Here is a 25,086-nt window from a genome sequence, read left to right on the forward strand (position 1 = left end):
CCTACTTATTGAGCCGATACTTTATTTTTATTTTGCTGTGATGAAATATTGGTTTTATTATAAGCCTTTTCTACCGCTTCTAAATCAGCAATATACCAGCTTTCAAGTTCACGACAAGCAATACGCACAATAGATTGAAATTTATTTGCATCTTTACATTTTTGTTGCAGATTTGTTTTAATAACTTGACAGTCACCAGAATCTTGATCACGCAAAATAATGAATTTTGCATGAGGATTATTATACCCTTGAAGTTTTCTGGTTATTTGCTTTTCTAAGTCTTGTTTACCCTCAAAAATAATATATCTAACATTTATATTTATTTCTAATATTATCTTAGGTAAAATACCTTCAATCATTGCTTTTGCAGATGGTTCTTCTAGTAAGAAAACAATCTCTATCATAGCGGGTCTGCTCCCTCAAAAAAACCCTGTCTCCATAAATAACCGAGTTTATCACCTTCATTCATGTATGTTGTGACTTGTTCATCATCACTCGCTCGTTTAACTACTGTATAACCTCTTTCTTTTTGTAGCCAGAATACTTCTTCTAGTTCACAACCATTTAAAAAATCAGGGGAATGAGTAGATACAAAAACTTGACCGCCTTTACGTGCATATTCTCTAAATTCTTCTGCAAGTTCATAAAGAAGTTTAGGATAAAGTTGATTTTCTGGTTCTTCCACACATAGCAAAGGATGAGGTTTGGGGTCATACAAAAGCACTAAATAAGCAAACATTTTGATAGTTCCATCAGAAACATATCGTGCTAAAAAAGGATCATGAAAATCACCATCCTTAAACCGCAGCAATACCCGCCCTTCTTCAGTAATTTTTGAATCAACTGCGCTAATACCTGGAACTCTCTGTTTTAGTTTTTCAATAATTTTCTGGAAAATATCAGGGTGTCTTTTATAAAGAAATTCCGTCACCATTGCTAAGTTTTCACCCTCTTTGGAAAGATGTTCTGCATAACTAGATTCCCTTTCTGGTCGCGCTTGTTGGATATGAAAATCAGAAATATGCCAATTTTCAAGTAAATCACCAATTGCTTTACTCGCAGGAAATTTTTCAAATTGTGCTAAACCTTTTAAAGCTAGAATATCTGGAGATTTTAACTCGTGGTCTTCTCGTTTTAATTCTTTTTCATCTATAACTTGATCAGGTTCATTAATAACAGCTTGTCCTTTACCTTTAGAAAAATCAATAAACCGCCAAGGCTGACCTTTACTCCCTCTGCGGTATTGAAGAATCTCTTTTTCTATGATAGGACGACCATCTTCTTCGTTAATTGTTAAAGAATAGGTAACTAATGGAGATTTTTCACCTTGAGGAATACGAAATTTTAATTCAATTTCTATTGGTCCGGTTGAATTGCGGCTTCTTACTTCCTGGAATCCTCGACCTCCTCCTAATTTCGTGAGAGCAACATGAACGTTATCAGTTAAAGCATCTTTTAAAAAACTGAATACATTAAATATCGTGGTTTTACCAGTACCATTTGCACCGACAAAAACACACATTTTAGGAATTTTTTTAATTTCTACGTCTTTAAAAGCTTTAAAGTTTTTTAGATGGATACTTTCTATTTTCATAATTCACCATTAAAGGATTTTTTGAATAGCAGTTTTTTTCAATAGATAGCATTATTTATTCCCTATCGTCAAAATTCACATCTTGATAAATGTCAACTAAACTAATTTCAAAATCAAGATATTGCAACTTAATAATATCATTTTCAGATTTATATTCTCGAAAAGTCCATTCTCCCTCATTAGTTTTGCTATAGTGCATAACTTGATATTGATTTTGTGGCACTAAAACATATTCTTTAAATTGGGTAATAGAACGATAAAAAGTAAATTTATCACCTTGATCATAATTTTTTGTATATTTAGATAACACGTCAACAATTAACAAAGGGTTTGTCACAGTAGTATTTTTATTGTTTGTATAAATAGCCTTACCATCAGTCACCATGACATCAGGATAAGTATATTGTCTAAATTCAGGAATCCATAAACGCATATCTCCCATAAAAACTTCATATTTTGTGCGTCTGAGTGCATATAGCAAAATTGCCGCAATAACTAATGTAATTTTATTATGATTACCAGTTCCCCCAGTTATAGGAACAATTTCTCCATTCCGATATTCGCTTTTATAAAGTGCTTTTTCTTCTAATTCTAAATATTCTTCAGGGGTGTAAATATGTTTGCGGGTTTGTACTTCCATATTGTTTTCCTTAATTCGGTTAATTGCAGAGGATGAAGGACAAAGCCTAAAAACTTCATCCTTCACCCCTATATTAATTACGCTTCATCTAAAGCTGCAATACCAGGTAAAACCTTACCTTCCAACAACTCCAAACTCGCACCACCACCGGTAGAAATATGGCTCATTTGATCAGCCAAACCTACCTTTTCCACAGCCGCTACAGAGTCACCACCACCGATAATAGTAGTTGTGCCGGTTTTACTAATTTCTGCTAAAGTATGAGCGATCGCTTCCGTACCCACAGCAAATTTATCAAACTCAAACACACCCATAGGACCATTCCAGATTACAGTTTTACAGTCAGCCAAAGCCGCTTGGAAAACCTTCACAGAGTCAGGTCCAATATCCAAACCCATACCATCATCAGGGATATTTTCAATGGCAACAGTAGTTGCATTCGCATCGGGAGCAAACTTATCTGCGGAAACGATATCAGTAGGCAACAAGAAAGTAACACCCTTTTCCTTAGCCTTAGCTTCCAAAGACTTGGCTAATTCCAGCTTATCTTCTTCTACCAAAGACTTACCTACCTTCAAACCACGGGCTTTGTAGAAGGTGAAAATCATCCCACCACCGATGATCAACTTATCGCACTTTTCTAATAAGGTTTCAATCACACCAATTTTGCTAGAAACCTTAGAACCGCCGATAATAGCAGCCAAAGGACGTTGAGGTACTTCAATTGCACTTTGTAAATATTGCAGTTCCTTCTCAACCAAATAACCAGCTACGGAAGGGCTTAAAAACTTAGTTACACCCTCAGTAGAAGCGTGAGCGCGGTGTGCAGTACCGAACGCATCATTTACATAAAAATCAGCGTTTGCTGCCAATTTCTGAGCAAATTCAGGATCGTTCTTTTCTTCTTCTTTGTAGAAACGGACATTTTCCAATAACAGCACTTGGCCATTTGCCAAACCGGCTACTTTAGCAGCAACATCATCACCAATACAGTCATCAGTCTTAACAACTTCTTGTCCTAATAATTCGGAAAGACGTTTAGCGACGGGGGTTAGACGTAATTTTTCATCCACACCCTTGGGACGACCGAAATGACTTGCTAAAATAACTTTAGAACCCTTTTTGGTCAAATCTTGGATAGTTGGCAGCGCCGCCCGAATCCGGGTATCATCGGTAATGTTGCCTTGATCATCCACAGGCACGTTAAAATCAACCCGCACCAAAGCGCGTTTTCCAGATATATCAGCCGCAGATAAACTTGCTAAACTTTTTTTAGACATAGCCAAACTCTCCTGATTACTTTTTTGTTATTGTCTTCAAAATATGACCATCAAGATTTTACCGGAGTGAGGGGTGCAGAAGTGATTTATGTTTAAAACTGTTCTTTTTCCCATTGATCAAAGTCGAGAAGCCAGAGAGGCCGCTGATCTAGTTGCCAATATTGTGCAAACCTATGGCAGTCGCTTAATTCTATTATCAGTCGTCGAAGAACCAGCTACAGACGCACCTGAAGCCAGCCCAATGGTATCTCCAGAGGTGGTTGCCAAACTCCTAGAAAATGCCCAAGCTCACTTTTCTGGACAAGGAATTACCACCGAATTACTAGAAAGACAAGGTAAACCAGCCTTTACTATCTGTGATGTTGCTGACGAGGTTGGGGCAGATTTAATTATTATGGGCTGTCGGGGACTAGGTTTGACTGATGAGGGTGCAACTGATAGCGTCACCACGCGGGTAATTAATCTTTCTCCCTGTCCTGTTTTAATTGTTCCTTAATTTGCTCAGAAATAGGCAAGAGGCAGAAGGGAAGATCAAAAACTTCCTCATGCCTCCTGTTCCTCCGCGGATATCTAAGGACAATAATATTTTCAATTCCTATTCAAAAACGGGTACGACAGGACTCGAACCTGTGACCGTCCGCTTAGAAGGCGGATGCTCTATCCAACTGAGCTACGTACCCATTAAAATATGAAGCCTTATCCATTATATTCCATAATTATCGTAATATGCAAGAGGAAATTAAAAATATCCTAATTTTCCGTAATACAGTTCAAGTAATTGGTTAGTCGAGGTACACTAAAAAACAAAATAGATACGATAGTGAGCTATGTTGTGATGTTAAGGAGTAACTGCCCATGAATGTGGATACCTACCTGAAATCCTACACCAGACCAGTATCCAATCAGTTACCAATGATCTTTGACCACGTAATTAAGTAATTATACTCTATGGTAATGGTACGAAAAACCATTACATATTCTTTACCCAAACAGCCCCTATGAGGAGTTATTTGTTAGTGCTATGTTTATTCTCAAACGGCAGGATGTGGGAATTTCGATGATTCAGCACCCAAAAAAACAAGATCAGCAATTGCCGATCCTCAATTATCAGGGGCAGACTTTTCGATTGATTACGGTTTTCAAAGCTAGTGAAGAAGAAGAAGCTAAGAGTTTTTGGCGATCTCTAACTGATAACCGCCACAAAGCTTGTGTGTTATTAGAAGAGCCAGAACGTTATACTATCTGGGGCAAGGTAAAGCTAGATCACATAGGAACTGACACTGGCAGTCATAGTAAAACTGATGTTTTAACATTAGGTGCTATCACCCTATTACAAGCTGTTTATCTGGATATTGAAGATTTATTAGGGAATCGTCAAGCTGGTCTATTTACCAAAGACATCACCGGGATCTTGCAACAAAAACAATTTCCCGATATATCTTCCGCAGATACAGTAAAATCTTTTCTTACGGAGGATTTGTCCCATTTGGGTAAAATGCCAGGTTGGCAAGAAACTCATATCATTCTTCTTTTAGAAGAATTGTACAAATTAGGAAAAACATATTTTGGTGATACCAACTTTGCCCATCAACTAGACGAGCGACTACAAGATATGCCAGAAGAAGAGCAAGAACTATTTATCAGTTGGTTAAAAAAATCTCCACTCAACAAGCTTTGGCATTAGGGTGGACATTCATCTGTCAAAAAAACTATCTATTGGCAATTCTGTGACAAAAGTGCAAAAGATATCACCTTCAGAGCATTTACCTAGTCAATCCCTATGAGTAGATCTTACAACAATTCGGCTGCTGCTAAGTCCTTATTAACTACTCAAAACCTAGTTTTAGCTTGTTTTAGCTGGTCTATATTAGCATTGTTATTCTTTTTGTTGTTTAGTGCCAAAATCCCTGTCAATGGTGAAGAAGTTCGCCCTCAATGGTATGTCATTGGCACAAATACTTTTGAAGCAGTAGCCTATTTGGGTGCTAGTCTTTTGTGTTGGCGTAACTGGCGTAGTACCCAAATGGTTAGTAGTCGCAAAGTTTGGCTCTCCATCGGTTTGGGAATGGTTGCCTATTTTATTGGCGGATTAATTTTTGGCTACATAGAAATAGTCTTAAACCAAAAACCGGAAGTATCTATTGCCGATGTGTTTTTTGTCCTCACCTATATATGTCTAGGTACAGGTATGGCTTTAGCTTTGTTTTCTAGGAAAATCAACCTAGAAGTATGGCAATGGCTTATAGTAGTAGGAATTGGGGGTTTAGGTAGTTTTCTAGCCTGGCTGGTTTTTCAACAAAGTCAAGCTGCTACTACTAAACCAGATCAAATTATAGAGCAAGTAAAATTCATCCTAGACTTGTTTTACATTGTCAGTGACGTATTACTGCTAATTATTGCCACAATTATGCTCCTGGCTTTTTGGGGAGGAAAACTTTCTCTCTCCTGGCGGATGATTGCAGCGGCGGCATTTTCCCTCTACATTGCAGATATGTGGTTTAAATATGCCACTAACTATCTTACCAATTACAAAAGTGGAGACATACTAGAAGTATTCTGGGTCTTTAGCGGAGTTTTATTCGGTATGGGTGCTGTTTTAGAATATGACGCATCATTGAGTCTTAAACGCCGTGATCGTGGACGCAAACGAACTTAATCAAATTTGGTGTCTACTGTGAGAAAATTAACTGAGCCTGACAAACAAGAAATTCTCAAGTTATATCGAGAAACTGCTGAAACAACCTCGACTTTAGCAGAACGCTATGGTGTGAGCAACTCGACAATTAGCCGACTGCTCAAAAGCACTTTACCTGAAGAAGAGTATGAATTTCTCGTCTCTTTAAAACGTGCTGCCAGAACCCCTGAAGGCAGAGCGCAGGTAAGTTATGATCAATTACCTCTACTCCATCAACCATCTTTAACGGAAGACATTCCTACTCCCGTTGACAGTAGGGAGGAATTGTCACCACCAGAACCTGCGAAAATAGAGATAGCAGCAGCCGATAAAGAACCTGATTTTGATTTAAACCTTCCTGCCAACAGACGGGTAAAAACACGCTCCTCAGCAGTCGAAAAACCCAAGCAGCCAATTGTCAAAGAACCTCCAGTGGTGAAAGAACTGGAAATTGTCAGACACAAACCAACAGAAACCCCAATTATTCCCAAACCAAAACCAGAAATAGAACCCCGGCATTTGCAACCGAGTTTGTTTGCGGAAATATTGGATGAAGATTTGCTGGATGAACCTGATGATTTAGATGATGACGATTTAGATGATGATTTGTATGAAGATGAGGAAGACTTTGAAGATGATGAGTATGAAGAACCAAAACCGCTAGTTACTAGACGGCGCAATGGGGAAACATCTGTTCAAGTTTTACCATTATCATTAGCTCATTTACCCAAAACCTGCTATTTGGTGATAGATCGATCAGCAGAGCTAATTACACGGCCACTCAAGGATTTTGGTGATTTAGGTCAAATTCCCAGTCTGGAAAATCAACAGAAAACACTACCTATATTTGATAATCATCGCGTCGCTAAACGCTTTTCTACCAAGCGCGATCGCGTGATCAAAGTTCCCGATAGTCAAATGCTCCATAAGGCTAGTAACCATTTACAAGCCAAAGGGATAACCAGACTGTTAATTGATGGTCAAGTCTACTCTTTATCTTTAGTTTAAAGATCATGTGGCTACTTGAGGGTTAGAGTAGTTAACTGCTCTAGCCACAATTTAATCAAACTGACATCAAACAACTAGATAAAATGAATATTAATGGTTCTTCCGTACCTGTTATGCCAAATATGAGTTTATTTACCCCATAACCCATATAAATAAATGAATTCAGTTAAAATCCTTGCCATATCAGGATTTTGGGGTTTGGTAAAATGATTTAGCATAAGAAGTACGGAATAGCCCAACTTTTTTATATTTCTACAGCAATGCTAAACCCCTACCCTTCTCCGATCCGTGTTAAGTATATAAGCAATGATCAATTATTGATTTGCAAAGTATATTTTTAAGGTAACTCTGCTGCTTCACCACTGCTTACCATTGCCCGATAAAGTAAAGCACTAACTTCTGCTCTTGTAGCTACTTTTTTCGGCTTGAGTAATTTTTTATTGGGATAGTTAATAATTACTTTATTTTCTGTTAAAGCCGCAATAAAATCACGATGTTCGCTTCTAATGCTGGAAGCATCGCTATAGGCTGAGAGAATATTTGCTGTAGAACCAGTAACTCTATAATTCAATCCTTTGGCTAAAGTAATTAAAACATCAAGACGAGTTAGTTTTTGAGTAGGATTAAATTCCCTACTACCCAAAGTAGTAAAAAATCCCATTTCATAAGTTTCTCGAATCGCATCATACGCCCAATATTTTTTGGGAACATCTCTAAAATTAATTGCATCCCGGACTTTAGTTTTGATAAAGATTTTTTGCAATAATGCCGCTAATTCTGCGCGAGTTACCGGTGCATTGGGGCGGAAAGTACCATCAGGAAATCCTTCCATTACTTCCATTGCTGCTAATTCGGCAATATATTCTTTTGCCCAATATTTTTTAGAAATATCAGAAAATGAGACTTGAATCCCCTTGCCTACACCTATTTGTCGATATTTACTTAATAACTGGCCAAGCTGAAAATTGAAGTTGGTTGTAATTTCAGTTAATTTTACTAAACTACCAGGAGCAGATGTTAAAGCTTTAGCTAGATTAGAATTAAAAGCATTGATTGATTTACCAACTAAAGCAAAATCACCTTCACTAAAGGAGCTAGGATAAGAGCCATCTGTGGCAACTTTGGAAAATCCTGCGGCTTGATATTCAACAATATTAATATTTTCAGAACTGTTGAGGAAAGTAACTTTTTGATCATTAACTTCCGTGAAGTAATTATAAGTAGTCCCATTATCAACAATGCTATCATCGTTAATATCAAAACCATAAAAGGTGCGAACTACTTTGTCTGTAGTGGGATTAGCTGATAAAATCACATTAACGGCAGTATTTTCTGGTAAACAGGCAAATTCACTATAGCCAATAAAACTATTATTAGTATCATATAAACGCACGACGATGCGATCGCCTAATTTTAACCCCTGAGTAAACTTAGCTTTTTGCTTAATTTTATATTTATAGTCACCTAAAAATCTTTCTTGACGATATTTATTACCATATTTACTCTTAATAGAAATCCGAGCAATTACTTCTTTAATTTTACCAGCAGGTTGCCATATATAAAGAGTAAATGCTGATTTTTTCTCCGGTGAAACAGCAGTAGTGACGGGAATGTCTACCGGTACATCCTTAACTTTATCTGCTAAAAGTTGCATTTGCAGAGAATTACTTAGTTGTGATTCAACTTGGGAAGACAATCGGATCTGTGCTAATGCAGAAGATATTGGTGATAATGCCACAACAAAGATAGTTGCAACCACAAGTTTATGCCAATATCCTAATTTAATGGGATTCATTGTATTTATCTCACATTTTGCCAGTTTACTAATGTTACCTAAATCAGAAATTTTGAAAGCATAGTGAAACTTACTGGTAACACAGCGCATTTTATATTACTTTTGGCAAACAGGCAAAAATTCTGTAGATAGCGTTGATGATAATAAACCCAACAGGATCAATGTAAATGCTTTTGTTAGTGTGTACTGTCAACCAAATAACTTTTAATCCTGTTCCCTGCGATGCCCTGAGCGAGTCGAAGGGTTGAAGTGCTCACTGTTTCCTGTTCCCTGCTATATATAAATATATAATCCTTTGAAAATCTTAACAAATGACAACTACAACCCACTATTTACAAACATTTGAAAACCAGGTTTGGACTTGGCGAGATTACAAAATTCAATATACCGTCATGGGTACAGGCCAACCTTTGGTACTAATTCACGGTTTTGGTGCTTCCATTGGTCACTGGCGCAAAAATATTCCTACTTTAGCTAATGCTGGTTATCAAGTCTTTGCTTTAGATTTGTTAGGATTTGGAGGTTCTGATAAAGCAGAGATAGACTATAACATGGAAGTGTGGGCAGAATTATTAAAAGATTTTTGCAATGTACATATTCATCAACCTGCAATATTTATTGGTAATTCTATTGGCGCACTTTTAAGTTTAATTGTGTTAACAGAATATCCTGAAATTGCGGCTGGAGGAGTATTAATTAATTCTGCCGGCGGTTTAAGTCACCGTCCCCATGAATTGAACCCCGTTTTGCGAGTTTTCATGGCCACATTTAATAAATTAGTGGCCAACCCCATCACAGGTAAATTTGTTTTTAACCGCATTCGCCAAAAATCACAAATTCGCCGCACACTATATCAAGTCTACCGCGATCGCCAGGCGGTAACAGATGAACTTGTAGATTTACTTTATACCCCATCCTGTGACCCCGGAGCGCAACAAGTTTTTGCATCTATTCTCACCGCACCTCCAGGTCCAAGCCCAGAGGAATTATTACCTAACTTGCAATTTCCATTATTAGTCCTTTGGGGTGCAGAAGATCCCTGGACACCCATCACCGGAGCGAATATCTATACAGCAGCAAAAGAAAATGGTAAGGATATCAAAATAGTTCCTATTCCTGGCGCTGGCCATTGTCCCCATGATGAAGTTCCCGATATTGTCAATAGTGAAATTATTAATTGGTTAGGACAACTAAATGTATATAGTTGATTTTAACTAATTGTGTAGGTTGGATTAAAGTATTATAACAAATAATCATCACGTCAATCCAACCTACATAATTATCCTTTGGTAAGTATTCAGCTATAGCCCTCGTTCATATCCAGATCCCCGACTTCTTTTATTAATTGTGTCCATAAATAATAAATTGATCACAGAAGTCGGGGATCTTTTTACCTCACCTGAATTCTTACATCTTTTGAGATCATTATTCTTCACCTTCTGTATATAAATCTGGTAAATTTTGCACCTGCAACCGCCGAGAAACACGACGATATTTTTTACTTTCTAACTTAGGTTCATAATGATTTTGACCTTTACCTTTAGATTTCAATTTTAATGTAGATTCAGGATCGGCTTGTTGTTTTAAATTAGTTTGATATGCGATCGCATCATCCAAAAATTCTAAATAATGTTCATATCTCTCCCACTCACTACCCACCATGCAACCAGGTTCATCTCGATGTAAACAATCACTAAATCGGCAATTTCCAGCTTCTAAGCGATTTCTAACTTCAGGGAAATAATAGATTAATTCTTCCGCGCCACAATTCAAATCAGGTTGATTAAAACCCGGAGTATCCGCCAACAAACCACCACTGGGAATTTCAAATAATTCGACATGACGGGTAGTATGACGACCACGGGCTAATTTACCAGAAACTTCGCCCACACGCAGTTTAGCATCAGGAATTAACATATTAATTAAACTCGATTTCCCGACACCAGAAGGACCAGCAATCACCGTAATTTTATTGTTTAAATATGCACCAATTTGGGGAATATTCAGATGATTTTGCACACTAATAAAAATTGGGCGATAACCCCAGCTAGAAAGGCGATCGCTAATTTCCTGTTGTTCCTGTTGAGCAATTAAATCACATTTATTCAAACACAACAGCACGTCTACACCCGTAGATTCAGCTTTAATCAAAAACCTGCTTAATTGATAAGGTTCTAAGGGTGGATCAGCCACCGCAAAAACCAAGAGAATTTGATTAACATTAGCGATCGCTGGTCTATCTAACTCAGTATTCCGAGGTAAAACCTCCGAGATCGCTCCTCGTCCCCCAGTCCAGTCCGGTTCTTCTACGATCACGCGATCGCCCACCATCACCTGCTGGCCAATTTTCTTTAACCGCGTTCTGCGAGTACACAGGAGAATGGGAGCAGGAGGCAGGGGAATATCATTCCTTCTTCCTTCTTCATTCTCACTCCTTTTTACCTCATCCATTTGGACACGATAAAAATTGGCCTGTACAGCTAACACCGTACCCAATAACTGTTGAGTAGAAACATTTTCCCCTTTCATTCCACAACAACCGGACGGCGGACAACCAAAGCAAAATAGGTAGAAAAGTCTATAATTTTTTCTACACAATAACCAGCCATGGTCAAACTATCAGGAACTTGTTCTATGGGTTCACCTGGATCTAACCAGACCTCCAATAAACCCCCCGGTGGCATTTTTTCCAAAAATAGTTTTGTCCGCACAAAATTAATCGGGCAGGGAGTCCCACGTAGATCAAGTTGAGCGTCAGGGGTTAACACAGAAGACCCACTCATGATTTAAACAAGCCTCCTAAGAATCCTTCTAAACCGCCTTTACCCGTTCTGTCTCCCTTAATTTTAGCCAGTTTCTCTAGTAGTTCCCTCTCCTCTGGAATGATCTTAGTAGGAATATCAATTAAGACGGTCAGCATATGATCACCGCGACTGACAGGATTACCTAAACGGGGCACACCACGGTTTTCTAACTTCATCACCGTATTTGGTTGCGTACCAGAGGGAATCATCAACTCCACCGGGCCATCTACAGTATTTACCTCTAAACGGCAACCTAAAATCGCTTGCAGGTAGCTAATTTTAATTTCCGAGATAATGTTAATCCCATCCCGGTGAAATTCCTCATCCTCGTTGACAAACAGGTAAACATATAGATCACCTGGAGGTCCACCCCGTTGACCCGCATCCCCTTCTTGAGAAACACGTAATCTTGTGCCATTATCTACACCGGCAGGAACATTAATTTTTAGTTTCTTGGTAACTTGATTTGCCCCTTTACCATCACAAGCATCACACTTATCCTCTACCACCGTTCCTGTGCCATCACAGGTGGGACAGGTGGAAACTTGAGTAAAACTGCCAAATGGGGTTCTTGTTACCCGTCTGACCTGACCTGAACCACTGCAAGTGCTACAAGTGCGGGGGCGAGTGCCTGGTTTAGCACCAGAACCAGTACACACTTCACAGGTTTCTAGATGGGAAATGCGAATTTCCTTTTCACCACCAAATATGGCTTCCCGAAAATCTAATTTCAGGTCTAGACGCAGATCATCACCTCGTACTGGTCCACTGCGCCGTCTTTGCTGGGTTTGTCCACCCATGCCACCACCACCAGCAAAGCCACTGAAAATGCTTTCAAAGATATCGGCAAAACCACCCATATCGCCCATATCTTGGAAACCAGCACCAGCCGCCGCCGCTCCTGATACACCAGCTTCACCAAAGCGGTCATAACGGGCGCGAACTTCTGGCTCTGATAACACTTCATAGGCGCGGTTAATTTCCTTAAATCGCTCCTCTGCCCCAGCTTCTTTGTTAACATCTGGGTGATACTTTCGGGCTAGGCGGCGATAAGCCTGTTTAATTTCTTCTTTGTCGGCGTCACGAGAGACACCCAGGGTTTCATAATAGTCTCGGGCCATATAGCAAGGTTAAGAATTATAAGGAAGCAGAAATACGGAAGATAGTAGCTGATAGCTTTAAGGTAACACTTTCACAAAGAATACAGAAATTCACGACTTTAGATAGGCAGGAGTGGCCTTAGCCATACTGTTGTTTAATTTTTGTTAATAATTAATTTTACCGCTACTTTTTGCTCATAGTTTCATGGTTGATCGACTACCTGGTATTAGTATATACAACTACGTTTTTATGCGATCGCTGTTGTTAATCAGCGTGATTATTTGCTGGTACTGATCACAGGAAAGGCCAGATTAAGATTTGGCAGTATATTACAGCCTTCACCATGATTGCATTCGCCGATTAATATTTTATCATTGTGCTATTTCGGTGTGGAAAAACCCACCCATTGATTATAGGGACTAGCCGTACCATTAAATGTGGAAAACCCGACCTATACTTTTATATATGTTTATGGTACTGCAGTTGCTAGTACAGCTAAAAGGTAGGACTCAGGAGTTCAGGAGGAAGAAGAAAGAAGAAAGAAATTTTTCCCCTACCCCTCTATCAACCATCAAGCATCAACTATCACCTACTTAGTCTATGGTCTCATAATCAGCTTGTGAGTTATTTTCCTCATCCAAATCAAAGTTAAATTGTCGTACTTGTGTATCAATCATAGGAAGTGTATCAATTAGTGATTCGACTATTTCTATAGACACTTCTATATCTGATTCATCTTTATTAGCTTGTTTATAGACATCCGTACCAATAGCAAAGAGAGTTTGCTGGAAATCCTCTAACAACACTTTAAAGTTGGGTGGGGAGATATTCGAGTTATTCATTGCTGCTTGTAACTCCGCAGCTTTTTCATTTGCCAAATTGATGAGTTTATCACTCAAGAAACTGCGATTATCCCGTAATGTTGAAGCATAACTGAATAACAGGTTATCAGCTTGGTTTTTAAGTTCCACTAGTTCTTTACGTCTTTGATCCTCTTCAGCAAAGATTTCAGCCTGTTTTCGCATTTGTTCAATTTCAGCACTGTTTAAACCGCCGGTACTGGTAATGCGGATACTTTGTTCTCTACCTGTACCTTTATCTTGAGCCGCAACTTTGAGGATGCCATTCACATCAATTTCAAAAGCTACTTCAATCTGGGGTACACCGCGAGGAGCAGGAGGAATGCCACTGAGAAGAAATTTACCCAAGCTTTTGTTATCTTTAGACATAGCACGTTCACCTTGGAGAACGTGAATTTCCACAGAGGTTTGGCCATCAACGGCGGTAGAAAAGATTTGGGATTTACTGGTGGGAATGGTGGTATTGCGATCAATAATTTTGGTAAATACTTCTCCTAGAGTTTCAATGCCTAAAGATAGGGGGGTGACATCTAAAAGTAGAAGGGCATCGAGTTCTCCCGCTAAAACTCCTGCTTGGATGGCTGCACCCAGGGCGACGGCTTCATCAGGGTTAACCGAACGGTCTGGGGCTTTACCACCAAAAAATTTAATTAAAGCGTTTTGAACTGCGGGAATGCGAGTAGAACCACCGACTAAAATAATCCGATCTATATTCTGGGGTTTAAGTTCGGCATCCTTGAGGGCTTGTATCATCGGTTCAATGGTTCCCTCTATTAAATGGCCTGCTAGTTCTTCAAATTGAGAACGACTCAGTTCCATTTCTAGATGCTTAGGACCCGTGGCATCCGCCGTGATAAATGGCAGGTTAATAGAGGTGCTAACCATGCTAGATAGTTCGACTTTGGCTTTTTCTGCTGCTTCCCGCAAGCGTTGGAGAGCCATTTTGTCTTGGGCGATATCTATCTTTTCTTCGGCTTTAAATCGCTCTACCATCCAACGGACAATGGCATTATCAAAGTCATCTCCTCCCAGGTGGTTGTTACCACAGGTGGCTTTAACTTCAAATACTCCGTCTCCCAGTTGGAGAATGGAGACATCAAAGGTTCCTCCTCCCAGGTCAAATACTAAAATTAACTGCTCTTGATCTTGTTTATCTAAACCAAAGGCCAGGGCGGCGGACGTAGGTTCGTTAATAATTCTTAATACTTCTAAACCAGCAATAGTACCTGCATCTTTTGTGGCTTGTCTTTGGGCATCTGTAAAATATGCTGGTACTGTAATTACGGCTTTTGTGACTGTGTCACCTAGAAAATTTTCCGCATCCTGCTTGAGTTTTTGCAAGACCATAGCGGAGATTTCTTGAGGTGTGTAATTGCGGCCGCGAATTTGCACATCAACGGTATCATCTCTACCTTTAATACAGTTATAGGGGACGCGATCGCGTTCTAATTCTGTATCTTCCCAACGACGACCAATAAATCTTTTGATACTGTAGACTGTGCTTCCTGCATTGGTTACGGCTTGTCGTTTAGCCAGTTGTCCAATGAGGCGCTCGTTACCTTTAGCAAAACCAACAATACTCGGAGTAGTGCGCCCTCCTTCGGAGTTAGCAATCACTATTGGTTGTCCAGCTTCCAAAACAGCTACACAACTATTAGTAGTACCTAAATCGATCCCGATAACTTTTCCCATACTTAAAGTATTGTGAGTACAATATTCTACCGTAATTGTTCACAGGCAGTTTTTTGACCATAGGTAACACACTGATAGCAAAATTTATGCTATTTCTTATTGTAAGCGATTATACGGATTTAGCTTACCGTTTTAAACTTTTGTGTTGCGGGCACCTTGCCCGCTAAGGCTGTGTGAATCTTCCCTATATCCCCGTTCCCTATCCCTATTTGGACTTTATACCCATAATCACAGGTTAGCTTTGATCTTGGCTAGATTCGTCTTCTAGTTCTAAGTAGCCATCTTCTTTGGGAGCAGCTACTTTCACCATGGCATGGCGGAGTACGCGATCGCCAAAAAAGTAACCGCGTACTAGCTCTTCCAAGACTGTGCCTTCGGGATGTTCATCTGTCGGTTCTCGCATTACTGCTTCATGGAAATTGGGGTCAAATTCCTGACCTTCAGGACGCATGGGCGCTACACCTAACCGTTTTAGGCAATCTACTAACTGTTTATAAACCCCCTGGTAACTTTTATGAATGGTCATTTCACCTTCATTCTGGGGTTTCAGGTGCGATCGCGCTCTCTCAAAATTATCCACCACAGGCAGCAATTCCGTAATTGTGTTGCGCTTGGCCTGCAAGTCTAATTCTTCTTTTTCCTTAGATGTGCGTTTGCGGTAATTTTCAAAATCTGCGGCAATCCGCATATATTGAACATTACGTTCTTCTAATTGTACTTTTAGAGATTCAAGTTGTTGAGTTATCTCTAATAAAGCATCATTGTCAGCGGCGATAGACTGGGCTGTAGCTTCACCATTTTCGTCAGTGAGTATAGTATCTCCCTGTTCATTTATTGGAGTTGCTACTTGCTCAGTAACTTCGCTGCCAGATTCGTTGGAGTTAATTTCAGATGGGGAGTCGCTTTTCATTGCTTGCTATACCTCTATTGGTTCGCCCAATTCCTGGCTCATATAGTTTACCTGTTTATTTTCATTTAGTATTATCTACTTATCTTAGATAGTTTGAACAGGGGTGAACTACCCACACTGACCTGACGGTACAGTGTTGGCTTCCTGTCCAGCAGAAAGCACAGTAGTAGACTTCTTCCGTCCTCTATTACTGCGACTTACTTCTGGGCGACAGGCTTTATCCCCCGTTCCAGAGGTCAAACCTTCGGCTTCGCTCAGGTTAAAAACTTGCAGCCGAAGTATTCGTAGTCCCTCATCTGGTGAGGTTTATCGCTGCATTGATATCTCTGTCATGTTTAGTCTGGCACTTTTCACAAGTCCAAAATCTTATATCTAGGGGCAAACTACCCACTTGATTGTTGAAAAACTGTCGTTAATTCACGCGCCATTCATCCCACGCTGCCCTTCGGGTCAGTTGTGGGGCTTGAAGTCGGTTAAGCTAAATTTAATTACCAGTGAACACTTCGATAAGCTCAGTGCATCGCAGGGAACATTATGAGGTTTTTTGCTGGTTACACCAGTTATAAAAATTTTTACGTAGAAAGGTTGTGAATTGAATATTGAATAGGGTATCAATGGGAATTATTTACTGCAGTGTGGGAATACTAAAAACAAAGGTTTCCCTACCCTAACCAAATTGCTTATGACTTACTCATCTCCACAACGGCGCAGCACCGCTCTCACCACAAGAACTGAGTTTTCCCCCTTCGGTAATAAGCTAGTACAGTCTGGCTATGTCAACCCTGAACAAATGAGACAGGCAGTAGTTGAAAGCCGCAAGTTCGGGAGACAATTGATAGAAGTATTAGAGTCAATCACGGGGCGACAATTATCACCTGAGTTTGTCCGGGAATACAAAAAACAACATTTATTTGAACTGAAAATCCTTTACGGTGTTGAGTGTCTCGATCCAGAGCTAAATGAAATTGATACTACAGATGTGGGGACTTTAATTCAAACTCTCATTCCTGTGGATATTTGTCGTCGCCATCGCCTAGTGCCATTGTTAAAAAATGATAACCAAACTCCTCCCTGTGTTTTGGTGGCAATGGTTGATCCAGATAATCTGGAAGCTTCTGATGATCTCAACCGCATCTTGCGTCCTCAAAATCTGGCTCTAGAACGCAAAGTCATTACCGAGGACGACTACCAGCAAATTATTAATCAATATTTAGATGAAGTAGCTGCTAAACAAAAAATCCTCGACCAACAAAAAAGCTATGACGTTGGAGGAGCAATCCAACAATTAAATGAGCAAGACATGGAGGAAATTGCTGATAATGATGTTGATTTAGATAATCCCAAGGATGCCAATGATGCACCAATTATCAAACTTGTCAATCAAATTTTACTCAAAGCTCTAAATGAAGGTGTTTCCGATATTCACATCGAACCGCAAGAAGAATATCTCCGCATTCGTTTCCGCAAAGATGGGGTATTACGGGAGGCATTTGACAATAGTGCAGATAATAGTTCATATCCTTCTCTAGCTAATTTGGTAGTATTGACAATAATTAAACCTTGATTTAATCCAGTATTTTGAATACTAGAAACTACATCTTTCCATTCCCAACTATCAGCAATATATTGATAGTTAACGCGGTTAAGTTGTTGAAATAATCTGGTAGTTACATCTTCGGGAATAATGTCTACAACGTTAATTAAATCATCATCATCAAGATTATGAAATGCTGGTTGTGTGGCGCTCATTAAAACTATTGTACATCCCCAATCTATCACTAAGGTATTTAATACATTTAATATGGGACGGACTAAATTAGCGGGGATAGATTGAGATTCATCTAATAAAATAACTTTGTTCATTAAACCTTGCAGTTTACGGCATTTAGTAGGATGATTGGCAAATAAACTTTCATAAAATTGGACTCCACTGGTGACAATTACAGGTTTATCCCATCTTTCTGTATTTAATTGATATTCTTTGCTTTCTTCTAATTTTGGTTCATATCCTGAATGATGTTCTAATACTGCATTTTCTCCAAATAATTGCCGATAAACCTCTGCTGTTTGTTCAATGATGCTTTTTAGTGGTCCCACATAAACCATACCGGACATTTGATTTTTTTGACTGTGTAAATAAGCAAAATTAGCACTAGCAATAGTTTTACCAATTCCACAGGGTCCAGTTAATCTAAATATTCCTTTGGGTAATTCACTAGATTTTTGACAATAATTTGCAAAAGTTTCCCTAGCCTTACTAATTACATTTTGCGAATTTGATAATTTTAAATTAGAATTAAACTTATATGTAAAATTCTCTTGATTTATAGTATTTTCAAAGTTTCGAGCGTCTAATCTGTCACTATCAACTAAGACCGAAAATAACATTCTAATAGCAAATTCTCGCCGCAACTTAGGTAAATTTATATCTGGTAATTGTTCCGGAATAAAATCTGCTATTTCTTGTTTAGCTATTTCTAAACATTCTTCTAAATTTGTTGCTAATTGTTTATACTCACTTCCTCTAATTCTTAACCGTTCAGATAACCCAGAATGATGGCCTGCGATAATATAAGCCATTGCGGGTGGTTCTTTTTTTGCCATTTGTAAGGCTAAAACAGCGCCATGAGGAGAATGTACAACCCGCTTACCATTATTTTTCAGATATTCTTGCCATTTTTGCTGATATTTACCTAAATCATGCCATAAACCGGCATACCTGGCTACCTCTGCAAATCCTTGTGGTACAGCACTTGCAGACATTTCAGCGACATTCTGTAAATGTTCTAATAGTAATTGTTCTTTACAATTCGTAGTAATTCTTGCTAAGTAATTCATTTGTATTTATAATTAGTAAAAAGTTTTTAATCTAGTCTATGCAATTAAAGTTATGGGGTGAATGGGCTTTATTTACAAGGCCGGAGTTTAAAGCTGAACCACACAGTTACCGGGTAATACCCTTTACTGCGGCTGTTGGTGTGTTGGAGTCTATTTTCTGGAAACCAGAGATTAAATACAAGATTAATCACATTACAGTATTGAAGCCAATTAGTACATTTACGATACAGCGTAACATGGTGGAATCCAAACAAAGCTATAAAAAAGCTAAAGATTGGATGAAGAATAATGGTATAGGGGGTTACACGGCTGTAAGCGATCGCGCTCAAAGAAATCATGTCATATTGCGTGATGTCGCCTATATCGTTGATTTTAACTTTGATTTACAAACGGAGGAAGATTTATCTAATAAATATGCAGCCCAAATTAAGCGGAAAATTGAGAAAGGACAATGTTTTAAACAGCCCTATTTTGGCTGTCGAGAATATATTGCCTATTTTGGTTTTCCCACAGAAGATGATAAACCCACACCGGAGTTAAAAGGAGAAGTTGATTTAGGTTTAATGCCTAAACAACTCCACTTTATTCCTGATAAAAAAGGGGCTGTTTCTTGGCGGACTCCCGCAGGTTTTGTTAAGGGGAATGTAGTTACAGAATTTGCCCATTTTATCATGAGAGATGGTCTAGTTAGTTATCTTTAATATCCCCGACTTCTTAAAGAAGTTGGGGATCTGAATTCTCGTAGGAAAAGCCTTATGTTACAGGAATTAAATCAACTAGGAATTGCTTTAGAACAGGATAATAAACTCACACCAATAGGTTTTGGTGAATGTGTTTGTCATTGGCAAATTAATTTACCTGTAAATAATTTCATGGTGTTAGAAACACCCGCAAAAAGTGATAAAGGTAAACCTAAATTTGGTCAAAAAACATTAGTCCCTGATTTACGGCGCAATGGTGACGAAACACTATTAATTGATGATGGAGGAGAATATGTTTTTGGGGCTGGAGAGAGAGGTACAAAACGTCATCATCTGTATTTACAACTTCTAGAAAGATGTTTCAAGGAAACTAACCATGAAGCGGTAAAAGCGGTTTATGATTTTATCACTAATACCACTGTGGAAAAAATCACAGCCCAGTTAACAGAAATTTATCCCCCAGTAGCCAATACAGATTGGTGTCGGGATAGATTTGTATTTCTATTTAATGGTCAACAAGTTACCAAAATTCCCGCAATTCAAAAATGGTGGTCTAATTATTATGCTAGTAAACAAGATACCATTAATGGTGTTTGTTTATTAACAGGTGAACAGACTCCAACAATGGGGCGAAAAATGCCCATGATGGTTAAAAGTATCCCCGGTGGTGCTACTACTGGCGCGGCTATTAGTAGTTTTGATAAAGACGCTTATAGGTCTCATGGATGGGATGGAAATATTAACGCTCCCATTGGTTTTGAAAGTGCTGTGAGATTTCATAAGGCTTTAGATTTTTTACTCAATAGTAACACTAACCGCTATAAATTAGGAGAACAAGTTTTTGTATATTGGGGTGAAGAAGAAGGGGAAGGTATTAATCCTGAAATATGGGAAAATCCATCTTTTGAATCTATCTTTGCTAGTCCCCATAGTCCTAAAAAGTTTAATTTGGAGGATATTAAATCTAGCAAGTTTTATTTAGTGAGTCTCAAAGGTAATAAAGGCAGAATTTCCGTTAGTGGTTGGAGTGAAGTTACTACCCAAAAAATTAAAGATTCTATTGGGCAGTTTGTCCAATGTCAGCAAGTTGATAATTTATCACCTAGTCCTATGTGGATGTTGTGTAATAGTGCCTTTTTGAATCCGAGTAAGGAACACACTGACAGAATAGCAACTGCTTTAGTTAGGGCTGCTTTTTTAGGTGAAGCGTTACCGGATGAATATGCTTACAAAATCATTGATAGGATATGTTGTGAAAAGGTGTTTAACGATTTTCCATCCAAATCTAAACAATCTCGATATTTTCCTAGACTGCAAGGTTTATTACTTTATTTAGCCACCAATAATATGAAGCATCCCACCGGTGAACCAAAATTTGATACTGCTTACACTTTAGGCAGGATTGCATTTTTAATGCACCAATCACAGGTTAAATCCCAAAATATGACCAATGAGGAGAATACTAATGTCATGCGTAGTTTAAAGGCTTTATCTTCCACACCTACTCAAGTTTTTGCTCGGCTTTGTCATGGTTGTACTCACTATCATTTAGAAAGTGATAACAGTAAATACATTAAAAAGTTACTAGCTGAAGAATTTGAAAGTTTTGATATTTCCATCCTGCCAGAAGTTCTGGATTTGAAATCTCAGGCTTTGTTTTTTCAAGGTTGGTGGCAAAAAAGAGCCGAGTATTTTACTAAAAAAACAGATGGCTAGGCAAAGATACCCGATTTCTTATTTAATCATGATTAATAGGTTCTGAATTGATCTGAGAAGTCGGTGATCTGGTCATAGAATTAACTTAAACATTACAAGGAATAAAAAATCATGACTGTACATTTAGACCCTACTAAAAAACACGATGCTATTTTATTATTTGACTGTCTTGATGGTAATCCCAATGGTGATCCAGATGCAGGAAATCAACCGAGAATTGATCCCCAAACTAATCAAGGTTTGGTAACGGATGCCTGTTTAAAACGCAAGGTGAGAAATTATGTAGAGATGGTAGGCAAAGATGAATCTACACCAGAAAAATATAAAATATTTGTGGAAGAAGGCAGTGTTTTAACACAAACTGTTAGTCGTGCTTATACCCAAGTAGGATTACCAGAAAAAACAAGTTCAGTAGAAGATCAACAAAAAGTAGCTGATTGGATGCAGCGTAATTATTACGATTTGAGAATGTTCGGCGCTGTTTTAGCGTCGTGAACGAACTGGAAGTGTCAATAATTAATTCTGTGACAATTACTAATGAAAGTAATTGAGGATTGAAACAAAAAATTTCATCAGTGGAAAACAGCGCAATTAAAGTGACAATTACTAATGAAAGTAATTGAGGATTGAAACTGACTTTTGGATCTCTTTAATTAAAATATTTGATAGTGACAATTACTAATGAAAGTAATTGAGGATTGAAACCAGACAATTTAATACTTAGAAAAATCCCCCTTGGCGTGACAATTACTAATGAAAGTAATTGAGGATTGAAACGAATATGTCTTGTTTGTACATCTAAAATTATACCGTGACAATTACTAATGAAAGTAATTGAGGATTGAAACAAGGTGATAGATGGTTATGTTTTTTTCAGCACCTCGTGACAATTACTAATGAAAGTAATTGAGGATTGAAACTTTTTCTTGTGAGAGATGATAAAAAATACTTGCGTGTGACAATTACTAATGAAAGTAATTGAGGATTGAAACCGCACCTTTTTCGGGTAAGTGTTCCCACGTGATCACGTGACAATTACTAATGAAAGTAATTGAGGATTGAAACTTTACTTACTTCGGTTGACGATGTGAGTAAGTGATGTGACAATTACTAATGAAAGTAATTGAGGATTGAAACATGTATTGATGGTGTCTACTGTGTCTACTGTGTGTGACAATTACTAATGAAAGTAATTGAGGATTGAAACGTCTATATCGTGTATTGATAAGTGAGGGTTAACGTGACAATTACTAATGAAAGTAATTGAGGATTGAAACGTAAACACCACAAAACCTTGTAAGACCTGCGGGCAAAGGATAGGTGACAATTACTAATTAAAGTAATTGAGGATTGAAACCTGAGGACTGGTTAGAAGACCGAACTGAAACATTCGTGACAATTACTAATTAAAGTAATTGAGGATTGAAACTCAAAATCAATATTTATTAATACTATAGAAAGAGTGACAATTACTAATTAAAGTAATTGAGGATTGAAACAGAACTACACGATACTGCATATTTTCCTTAGTGCGTGACAATTACTAATTAAAGTAATTGAGGATTGAAACAATATATTGCTGTAGCTTTTGTTTTCTATCGGCGGTGACAATTACTAATTAAAGTAATTGAGGATTGAAACGATCAACTGGTATAAATCTAGAATTTCTACTCAGATGTGACAATTACTAATTAAAGTAATTGAGGATTGAAACCCCAGTATGGGATTAATCAAGACTTTAGATGCGGCGTGACAATTACTAATTAAAGTAATTGAGGATTGAAACAAGCTGGCGGCACGTCTAACTGCATTAAGTATGCGTGACAATTACTAATTAAAGTAATTGAGGATTGAAACCCATAAACATCGTTAGCTATGTAAGGCGTTGTGTGTGACAATTACTAATTAAAGTAATTGAGGATTGAAACCAGCAGCTTTAAACTTGTGGGGTATCCTATCACCAAGTGACAATTACTAATTAAAGTAATTGAGGATTGAAACCAATTCCTCAAATGGCATTGTTACACCGCCCGCTAGTGACAATTACTAATTAAGGTAATTGAGGATTGAAACCAATTCCTCAAATGGCATTGTTACACCGTCCGCTAGTGACGAGGATTGAAACCAATTCCTCAAATGGCATTGTTACACCGCCCGCTAGTGACAATTACTAACTAAGGTAATTGAGGATTGAAACATCCCAAAAAGCAGGTAATCAGATATAATAGTGACAATTACTAATTAAGGTAATTGAGAATTGAAACATAATATTGCTCCAACTCGACGCGGAAAACATAAAATATTCATTGGTATGGCTCCCGGTGTCGGTAAAACCTACAGAATGTTAGAAGAAGCACATCAACTTAAACAAGATGGAATTGATGTTGTCATTGGCATTTTAGAAACCCATGGACGTAAAGATACGGCACAAAAAGCTGTAGGATTGGAAATAATTCCTAAAAAAACCATAATTCACAAAAATATTAACTTAGAAGAAATGGACACAGAGGCAATTTTAGCCCGTTGTCCCCAATTGGTTTTAGTTGATGAATTAGCCCACACAAATGTACCCAATTCAGCTAGAGAAAAACGCTATCAAGATGTGGAATTAATTTTAGCAGCCAACATAGATGTTTACTCAACAGTTAATATTCAACATATAGAAAGCCTAAATGATTTAGTTGCAGAAATTACAGGGGTTGTAGTTAGAGAACGTATTCCCGACCGGTTGCTGGATGAAGCGGATGCAGTGGTTGTAATTGATGTAACTCCACAAACCTTAGAAGACCGTTTACGAGAGGGTAAAATTTATGCTGCTGACAAAATTGAGCAATCTTTACAAAACTTTTTTCAGCGTCCTAACCTCATTGCTTTACGAGAATTGGCATTAAGAGAAGTTGCCGATACCGTTGAAGAAGAAGCAAATACCTCCATTTCTCCTGGACAAATTCATAACGTCCATGAACGAGTTTTAGTCTGTGTATCTACTTATCCCAATTCAATTCAATTATTACGACGGGGGGCGCGGCTGGCTAATTATATGAATGCTAAATTATATACCATATTTATTGCCGATCCTGAAAACTTTCTTACTAAAACTGAAAGTTTACATATTCATACTTGTGAGAGACTATGCCAAGAATTTGGCGGTGAATTTATTCATCTTAAAAGTAGTCATGTTCCCCAAGCGATCGCCCAATTTGCCGCAACTCATCATATTACACAAATAGTTATCGGTGAAAGCCAGCAACCGCGATGGAAAAAATTTTTTAAAAGGTCTTTTACACAACGATTATTAGAACTAATTCGAGATCAAAAAATAGATTTACACATTATTGCTACTGAGAAATAAATTTGGCTCTACCGTTCCCTTTATGTAAAATAACATTTATCGTAGGTTGGGTATATTTATTAATATATCTTTGTTGAGATATAATTTTTTTAATTGTTGTCTAGTGTAAATATTACAACTT

At 38.1% G+C, this 25,086-nt stretch carries 20 protein-coding genes, 1 tRNA gene, 2 pseudogenes and 1 CRISPR repeat array; of the genes and pseudogenes, 10 read left to right on the top strand and 13 right to left on the bottom strand.

From position 1 onward, the window contains the following. Nucleotides 1-5: 5 nt before the first annotated feature. The 4 genes from CUN59_RS13560 to CUN59_RS13575 all read right to left on the bottom strand — a co-directional run bounded on the left by CUN59_RS13560 (nucleotide 6) and on the right by CUN59_RS13575 (nucleotide 3,514). Entirely contained in the window at nucleotides 6-404 is a 399-nt protein-coding gene (locus tag CUN59_RS13560) for a DUF4276 family protein (RefSeq protein WP_104388342.1), read from the bottom strand. Next, nucleotides 401-1,594, bottom strand: a complete 1,194-nt coding sequence (locus tag CUN59_RS13565) for an AAA family ATPase (RefSeq protein WP_104388343.1) — start codon at nucleotides 1,592-1,594, stop codon at nucleotides 401-403. Before CUN59_RS13565 ends, CUN59_RS13560 begins: the two co-directional genes overlap by 4 nt. Before the next feature lie 55 nt (nucleotides 1,595-1,649). Beyond that, nucleotides 1,650-2,234 carry a Uma2 family endonuclease gene (locus tag CUN59_RS13570; protein WP_104388344.1) on the bottom strand — a complete coding sequence of 195 codons (585 nt, stop codon included), beginning with the start codon at nucleotides 2,232-2,234 and terminating at the stop codon, nucleotides 1,650-1,652. 77 nt (nucleotides 2,235-2,311) lie between these two features. After that, a complete protein-coding gene (locus CUN59_RS13575; RefSeq protein ID WP_104388345.1) occupies nucleotides 2,312-3,514 on the bottom strand; it encodes a phosphoglycerate kinase in 1,203 nt (400 codons plus the stop codon). A gap of 88 nt (nucleotides 3,515-3,602) precedes the next feature. Here CUN59_RS13575 and CUN59_RS13580 point away from each other — a divergent pair, with 88 nt between their 5' ends. Further along, the gene (locus CUN59_RS13580; RefSeq protein WP_104388346.1) at nucleotides 3,603-4,010 is read left to right on the top strand and encodes a universal stress protein; all 408 of its coding nucleotides are present in this window, start codon (nucleotides 3,603-3,605) and stop codon (nucleotides 4,008-4,010) included. A gap of 110 nt (nucleotides 4,011-4,120) precedes the next feature. Here the strand turns inward: CUN59_RS13580 and CUN59_RS13585 are convergent. After that, nucleotides 4,121-4,194 (bottom strand) — tRNA-Arg (locus tag CUN59_RS13585). A 341-nt stretch (nucleotides 4,195-4,535) separates the two neighbouring features. Between CUN59_RS13585 and CUN59_RS13590 the strand changes: the two genes are divergently transcribed. The 3 genes from CUN59_RS13590 to CUN59_RS21455 all read left to right on the top strand — a co-directional run bounded on the left by CUN59_RS13590 (nucleotide 4,536) and on the right by CUN59_RS21455 (nucleotide 7,196). After that, complete coding sequence (locus CUN59_RS13590) at nucleotides 4,536-5,198, top strand: Npun_F0813 family protein (protein ID WP_104388347.1); 663 nt, start codon at nucleotides 4,536-4,538, stop codon at nucleotides 5,196-5,198. Nucleotides 5,199-5,294: 96 nt separating this feature from the next. Continuing rightward, nucleotides 5,295-6,170, top strand: a complete 876-nt coding sequence (locus CUN59_RS13595) for a hypothetical protein (protein WP_104388348.1) — start codon at nucleotides 5,295-5,297, stop codon at nucleotides 6,168-6,170. Nucleotides 6,171-6,188: 18 nt separating this feature from the next. Beyond that, the gene (locus CUN59_RS21455; RefSeq protein WP_165790201.1) at nucleotides 6,189-7,196 is read left to right on the top strand and encodes a helix-turn-helix domain-containing protein; all 1,008 of its coding nucleotides are present in this window, start codon (nucleotides 6,189-6,191) and stop codon (nucleotides 7,194-7,196) included. A gap of 337 nt (nucleotides 7,197-7,533) precedes the next feature. Here the strand turns inward: CUN59_RS21455 and CUN59_RS13610 are convergent, their stop codons facing one another. After that, the gene (locus CUN59_RS13610) at nucleotides 7,534-8,991 is read right to left on the bottom strand and encodes an S-layer homology domain-containing protein (protein ID WP_104388370.1); all 1,458 of its coding nucleotides are present in this window, start codon (nucleotides 8,989-8,991) and stop codon (nucleotides 7,534-7,536) included. A gap of 311 nt (nucleotides 8,992-9,302) precedes the next feature. On the opposite strand from CUN59_RS13610, the gene CUN59_RS13615 reads away from it, so the two are divergent. Beyond that, nucleotides 9,303-10,199 (top strand): alpha/beta fold hydrolase, encoded by an 897-nt coding sequence (locus CUN59_RS13615; protein WP_104388350.1) that lies wholly within the window; start codon nucleotides 9,303-9,305, stop codon nucleotides 10,197-10,199. Between the two features lie 217 nt (nucleotides 10,200-10,416). On the opposite strand, the gene rsgA is transcribed toward CUN59_RS13615, so the two are convergent. The 6 genes and pseudogenes from rsgA to CUN59_RS22480 form a co-directional block, all read right to left on the bottom strand. Then, the gene (rsgA, locus tag CUN59_RS13620; RefSeq protein ID WP_104388351.1) at nucleotides 10,417-11,520 is read right to left on the bottom strand and encodes a small ribosomal subunit biogenesis GTPase RsgA; all 1,104 of its coding nucleotides are present in this window, start codon (nucleotides 11,518-11,520) and stop codon (nucleotides 10,417-10,419) included. Further along, nucleotides 11,517-11,774 (bottom strand): sulfurtransferase TusA family protein, encoded by a 258-nt coding sequence (locus tag CUN59_RS13625; protein WP_104388352.1) that lies wholly within the window; start codon nucleotides 11,772-11,774, stop codon nucleotides 11,517-11,519. The genes rsgA and CUN59_RS13625 overlap by 4 nt, the downstream gene beginning before the upstream one ends. After that, a complete protein-coding gene (gene dnaJ, locus CUN59_RS13630) occupies nucleotides 11,771-12,916 on the bottom strand; it encodes a molecular chaperone DnaJ (protein WP_104388353.1) in 1,146 nt (381 codons plus the stop codon). Before dnaJ ends, CUN59_RS13625 begins: the two co-directional genes overlap by 4 nt. Before the next feature lie 573 nt (nucleotides 12,917-13,489). Beyond that, nucleotides 13,490-15,448: a molecular chaperone DnaK gene (gene dnaK, locus CUN59_RS13635; RefSeq protein ID WP_104388354.1), complete on the bottom strand. Its 1,959-nt coding sequence runs from the start codon at nucleotides 15,446-15,448 to the stop codon at nucleotides 13,490-13,492. Between the two features lie 235 nt (nucleotides 15,449-15,683). Further along, nucleotides 15,684-16,430 (bottom strand): annotated as a pseudogene (gene grpE / locus CUN59_RS13640) (nucleotide exchange factor GrpE). Nucleotides 16,431-16,650: 220 nt separating this feature from the next. Further along, a complete protein-coding gene (locus tag CUN59_RS22480; protein ID WP_368731933.1) occupies nucleotides 16,651-16,749 on the bottom strand; it encodes a zinc ribbon domain-containing protein in 99 nt (32 codons plus the stop codon). Between the two features lie 291 nt (nucleotides 16,750-17,040). On the opposite strand from CUN59_RS22480, the pseudogene CUN59_RS22060 reads away from it, so the two are divergent. Continuing rightward, nucleotides 17,041-17,853, top strand: a pseudogene (locus CUN59_RS22060) (ATPase, T2SS/T4P/T4SS family); the annotation flags it as partial. On the opposite strand, the gene CUN59_RS13655 reads toward CUN59_RS22060, so the two are convergent. Beyond that, nucleotides 17,781-19,196: a CRISPR-associated endonuclease Cas3'' gene (locus CUN59_RS13655; protein ID WP_104388357.1), complete on the bottom strand. Its 1,416-nt coding sequence runs from the start codon at nucleotides 19,194-19,196 to the stop codon at nucleotides 17,781-17,783. The pseudogene CUN59_RS22060 and the gene CUN59_RS13655 sit on opposite strands and share 73 nt — an antisense overlap. 38 nt (nucleotides 19,197-19,234) lie before the next feature. Here CUN59_RS13655 and cas5c point away from each other — a divergent pair, with 38 nt between their 5' ends. From cas5c to CUN59_RS13675, 4 genes are all read left to right on the top strand, one after another. Beyond that, nucleotides 19,235-19,897 carry a type I-C CRISPR-associated protein Cas5c gene (cas5c, locus tag CUN59_RS13660; RefSeq protein WP_104388358.1) on the top strand — a complete coding sequence of 221 codons (663 nt, stop codon included), beginning with the start codon at nucleotides 19,235-19,237 and terminating at the stop codon, nucleotides 19,895-19,897. A 54-nt stretch (nucleotides 19,898-19,951) separates the two neighbouring features. Then, a complete protein-coding gene (locus CUN59_RS13665) occupies nucleotides 19,952-21,613 on the top strand; it encodes a type I-C CRISPR-associated protein Cas8c/Csd1 (RefSeq protein ID WP_104388359.1) in 1,662 nt (553 codons plus the stop codon). A 111-nt stretch (nucleotides 21,614-21,724) separates the two neighbouring features. Beyond that, nucleotides 21,725-22,108, top strand: a complete 384-nt coding sequence (locus CUN59_RS13670; RefSeq protein ID WP_104388360.1) for a type I CRISPR-associated protein Cas7 — start codon at nucleotides 21,725-21,727, stop codon at nucleotides 22,106-22,108. A 29-nt stretch (nucleotides 22,109-22,137) separates the two neighbouring features. Next, nucleotides 22,138-23,877: direct repeats of the CRISPR family, unit length 37 nt; unit sequence GTGACAATTACTAATGAAAGTAATTGAGGATTGAAAC. A gap of 5 nt (nucleotides 23,878-23,882) precedes the next feature. Beyond that, a complete protein-coding gene (locus tag CUN59_RS13675; protein ID WP_207765426.1) occupies nucleotides 23,883-24,965 on the top strand; it encodes a sensor protein KdpD in 1,083 nt (360 codons plus the stop codon). Nucleotides 24,966-25,086: the final 121 nt, after the last annotated feature.

The organism is Cuspidothrix issatschenkoi CHARLIE-1, from assembly GCF_002934005.1.
Lineage (GTDB): Bacteria > Cyanobacteriota > Cyanobacteriia > Cyanobacteriales > Nostocaceae > Cuspidothrix > Cuspidothrix issatschenkoi.

What these genes read in the sequence shown, in the direction of transcription:
- CUN59_RS13575 (WP_104388345.1), bottom strand. Translation starts at nt 3,514, where the DNA reads ATGTCTAAAAAAAGTTTAGCAAGTTTATCTGCGGCTGATATATCTGGA.
- dnaK (WP_104388354.1), bottom strand. Translation starts at nt 15,448, where the DNA reads ATGGGAAAAGTTATCGGGATCGATTTAGGTACTACTAATAGTTGTGTA.
- CUN59_RS13655 (WP_104388357.1), bottom strand. Translation starts at nt 19,196, where the DNA reads ATGAATTACTTAGCAAGAATTACTACGAATTGTAAAGAACAATTACTA.
- CUN59_RS13565 (WP_104388343.1), bottom strand. Translation starts at nt 1,594, where the DNA reads ATGAAAATAGAAAGTATCCATCTAAAAAACTTTAAAGCTTTTAAAGAC.
- CUN59_RS13590 (WP_104388347.1), top strand. Translation starts at nt 4,536, where the DNA reads ATGTTTATTCTCAAACGGCAGGATGTGGGAATTTCGATGATTCAGCAC.
- CUN59_RS13580 (WP_104388346.1), top strand. Translation starts at nt 3,603, where the DNA reads ATGTTTAAAACTGTTCTTTTTCCCATTGATCAAAGTCGAGAAGCCAGA.
- CUN59_RS13570 (WP_104388344.1), bottom strand. Translation starts at nt 2,234, where the DNA reads ATGGAAGTACAAACCCGCAAACATATTTACACCCCTGAAGAATATTTA.
- rsgA (WP_104388351.1), bottom strand. Translation starts at nt 11,520, where the DNA reads ATGAAAGGGGAAAATGTTTCTACTCAACAGTTATTGGGTACGGTGTTA.
- CUN59_RS13670 (WP_104388360.1), top strand. Translation starts at nt 21,725, where the DNA reads ATGACTGTACATTTAGACCCTACTAAAAAACACGATGCTATTTTATTA.
- CUN59_RS13665 (WP_104388359.1), top strand. Translation starts at nt 19,952, where the DNA reads ATGTTACAGGAATTAAATCAACTAGGAATTGCTTTAGAACAGGATAAT.
- CUN59_RS13595 (WP_104388348.1), top strand. Translation starts at nt 5,295, where the DNA reads ATGAGTAGATCTTACAACAATTCGGCTGCTGCTAAGTCCTTATTAACT.
- CUN59_RS13610 (WP_104388370.1), bottom strand. Translation starts at nt 8,991, where the DNA reads ATGAATCCCATTAAATTAGGATATTGGCATAAACTTGTGGTTGCAACT.
- dnaJ (WP_104388353.1), bottom strand. Translation starts at nt 12,916, where the DNA reads ATGGCCCGAGACTATTATGAAACCCTGGGTGTCTCTCGTGACGCCGAC.
- CUN59_RS13560 (WP_104388342.1), bottom strand. Translation starts at nt 404, where the DNA reads ATGATAGAGATTGTTTTCTTACTAGAAGAACCATCTGCAAAAGCAATG.
- CUN59_RS13615 (WP_104388350.1), top strand. Translation starts at nt 9,303, where the DNA reads ATGACAACTACAACCCACTATTTACAAACATTTGAAAACCAGGTTTGG.
- cas5c (WP_104388358.1), top strand. Translation starts at nt 19,235, where the DNA reads ATGCAATTAAAGTTATGGGGTGAATGGGCTTTATTTACAAGGCCGGAG.
- CUN59_RS13625 (WP_104388352.1), bottom strand. Translation starts at nt 11,774, where the DNA reads ATGAGTGGGTCTTCTGTGTTAACCCCTGACGCTCAACTTGATCTACGT.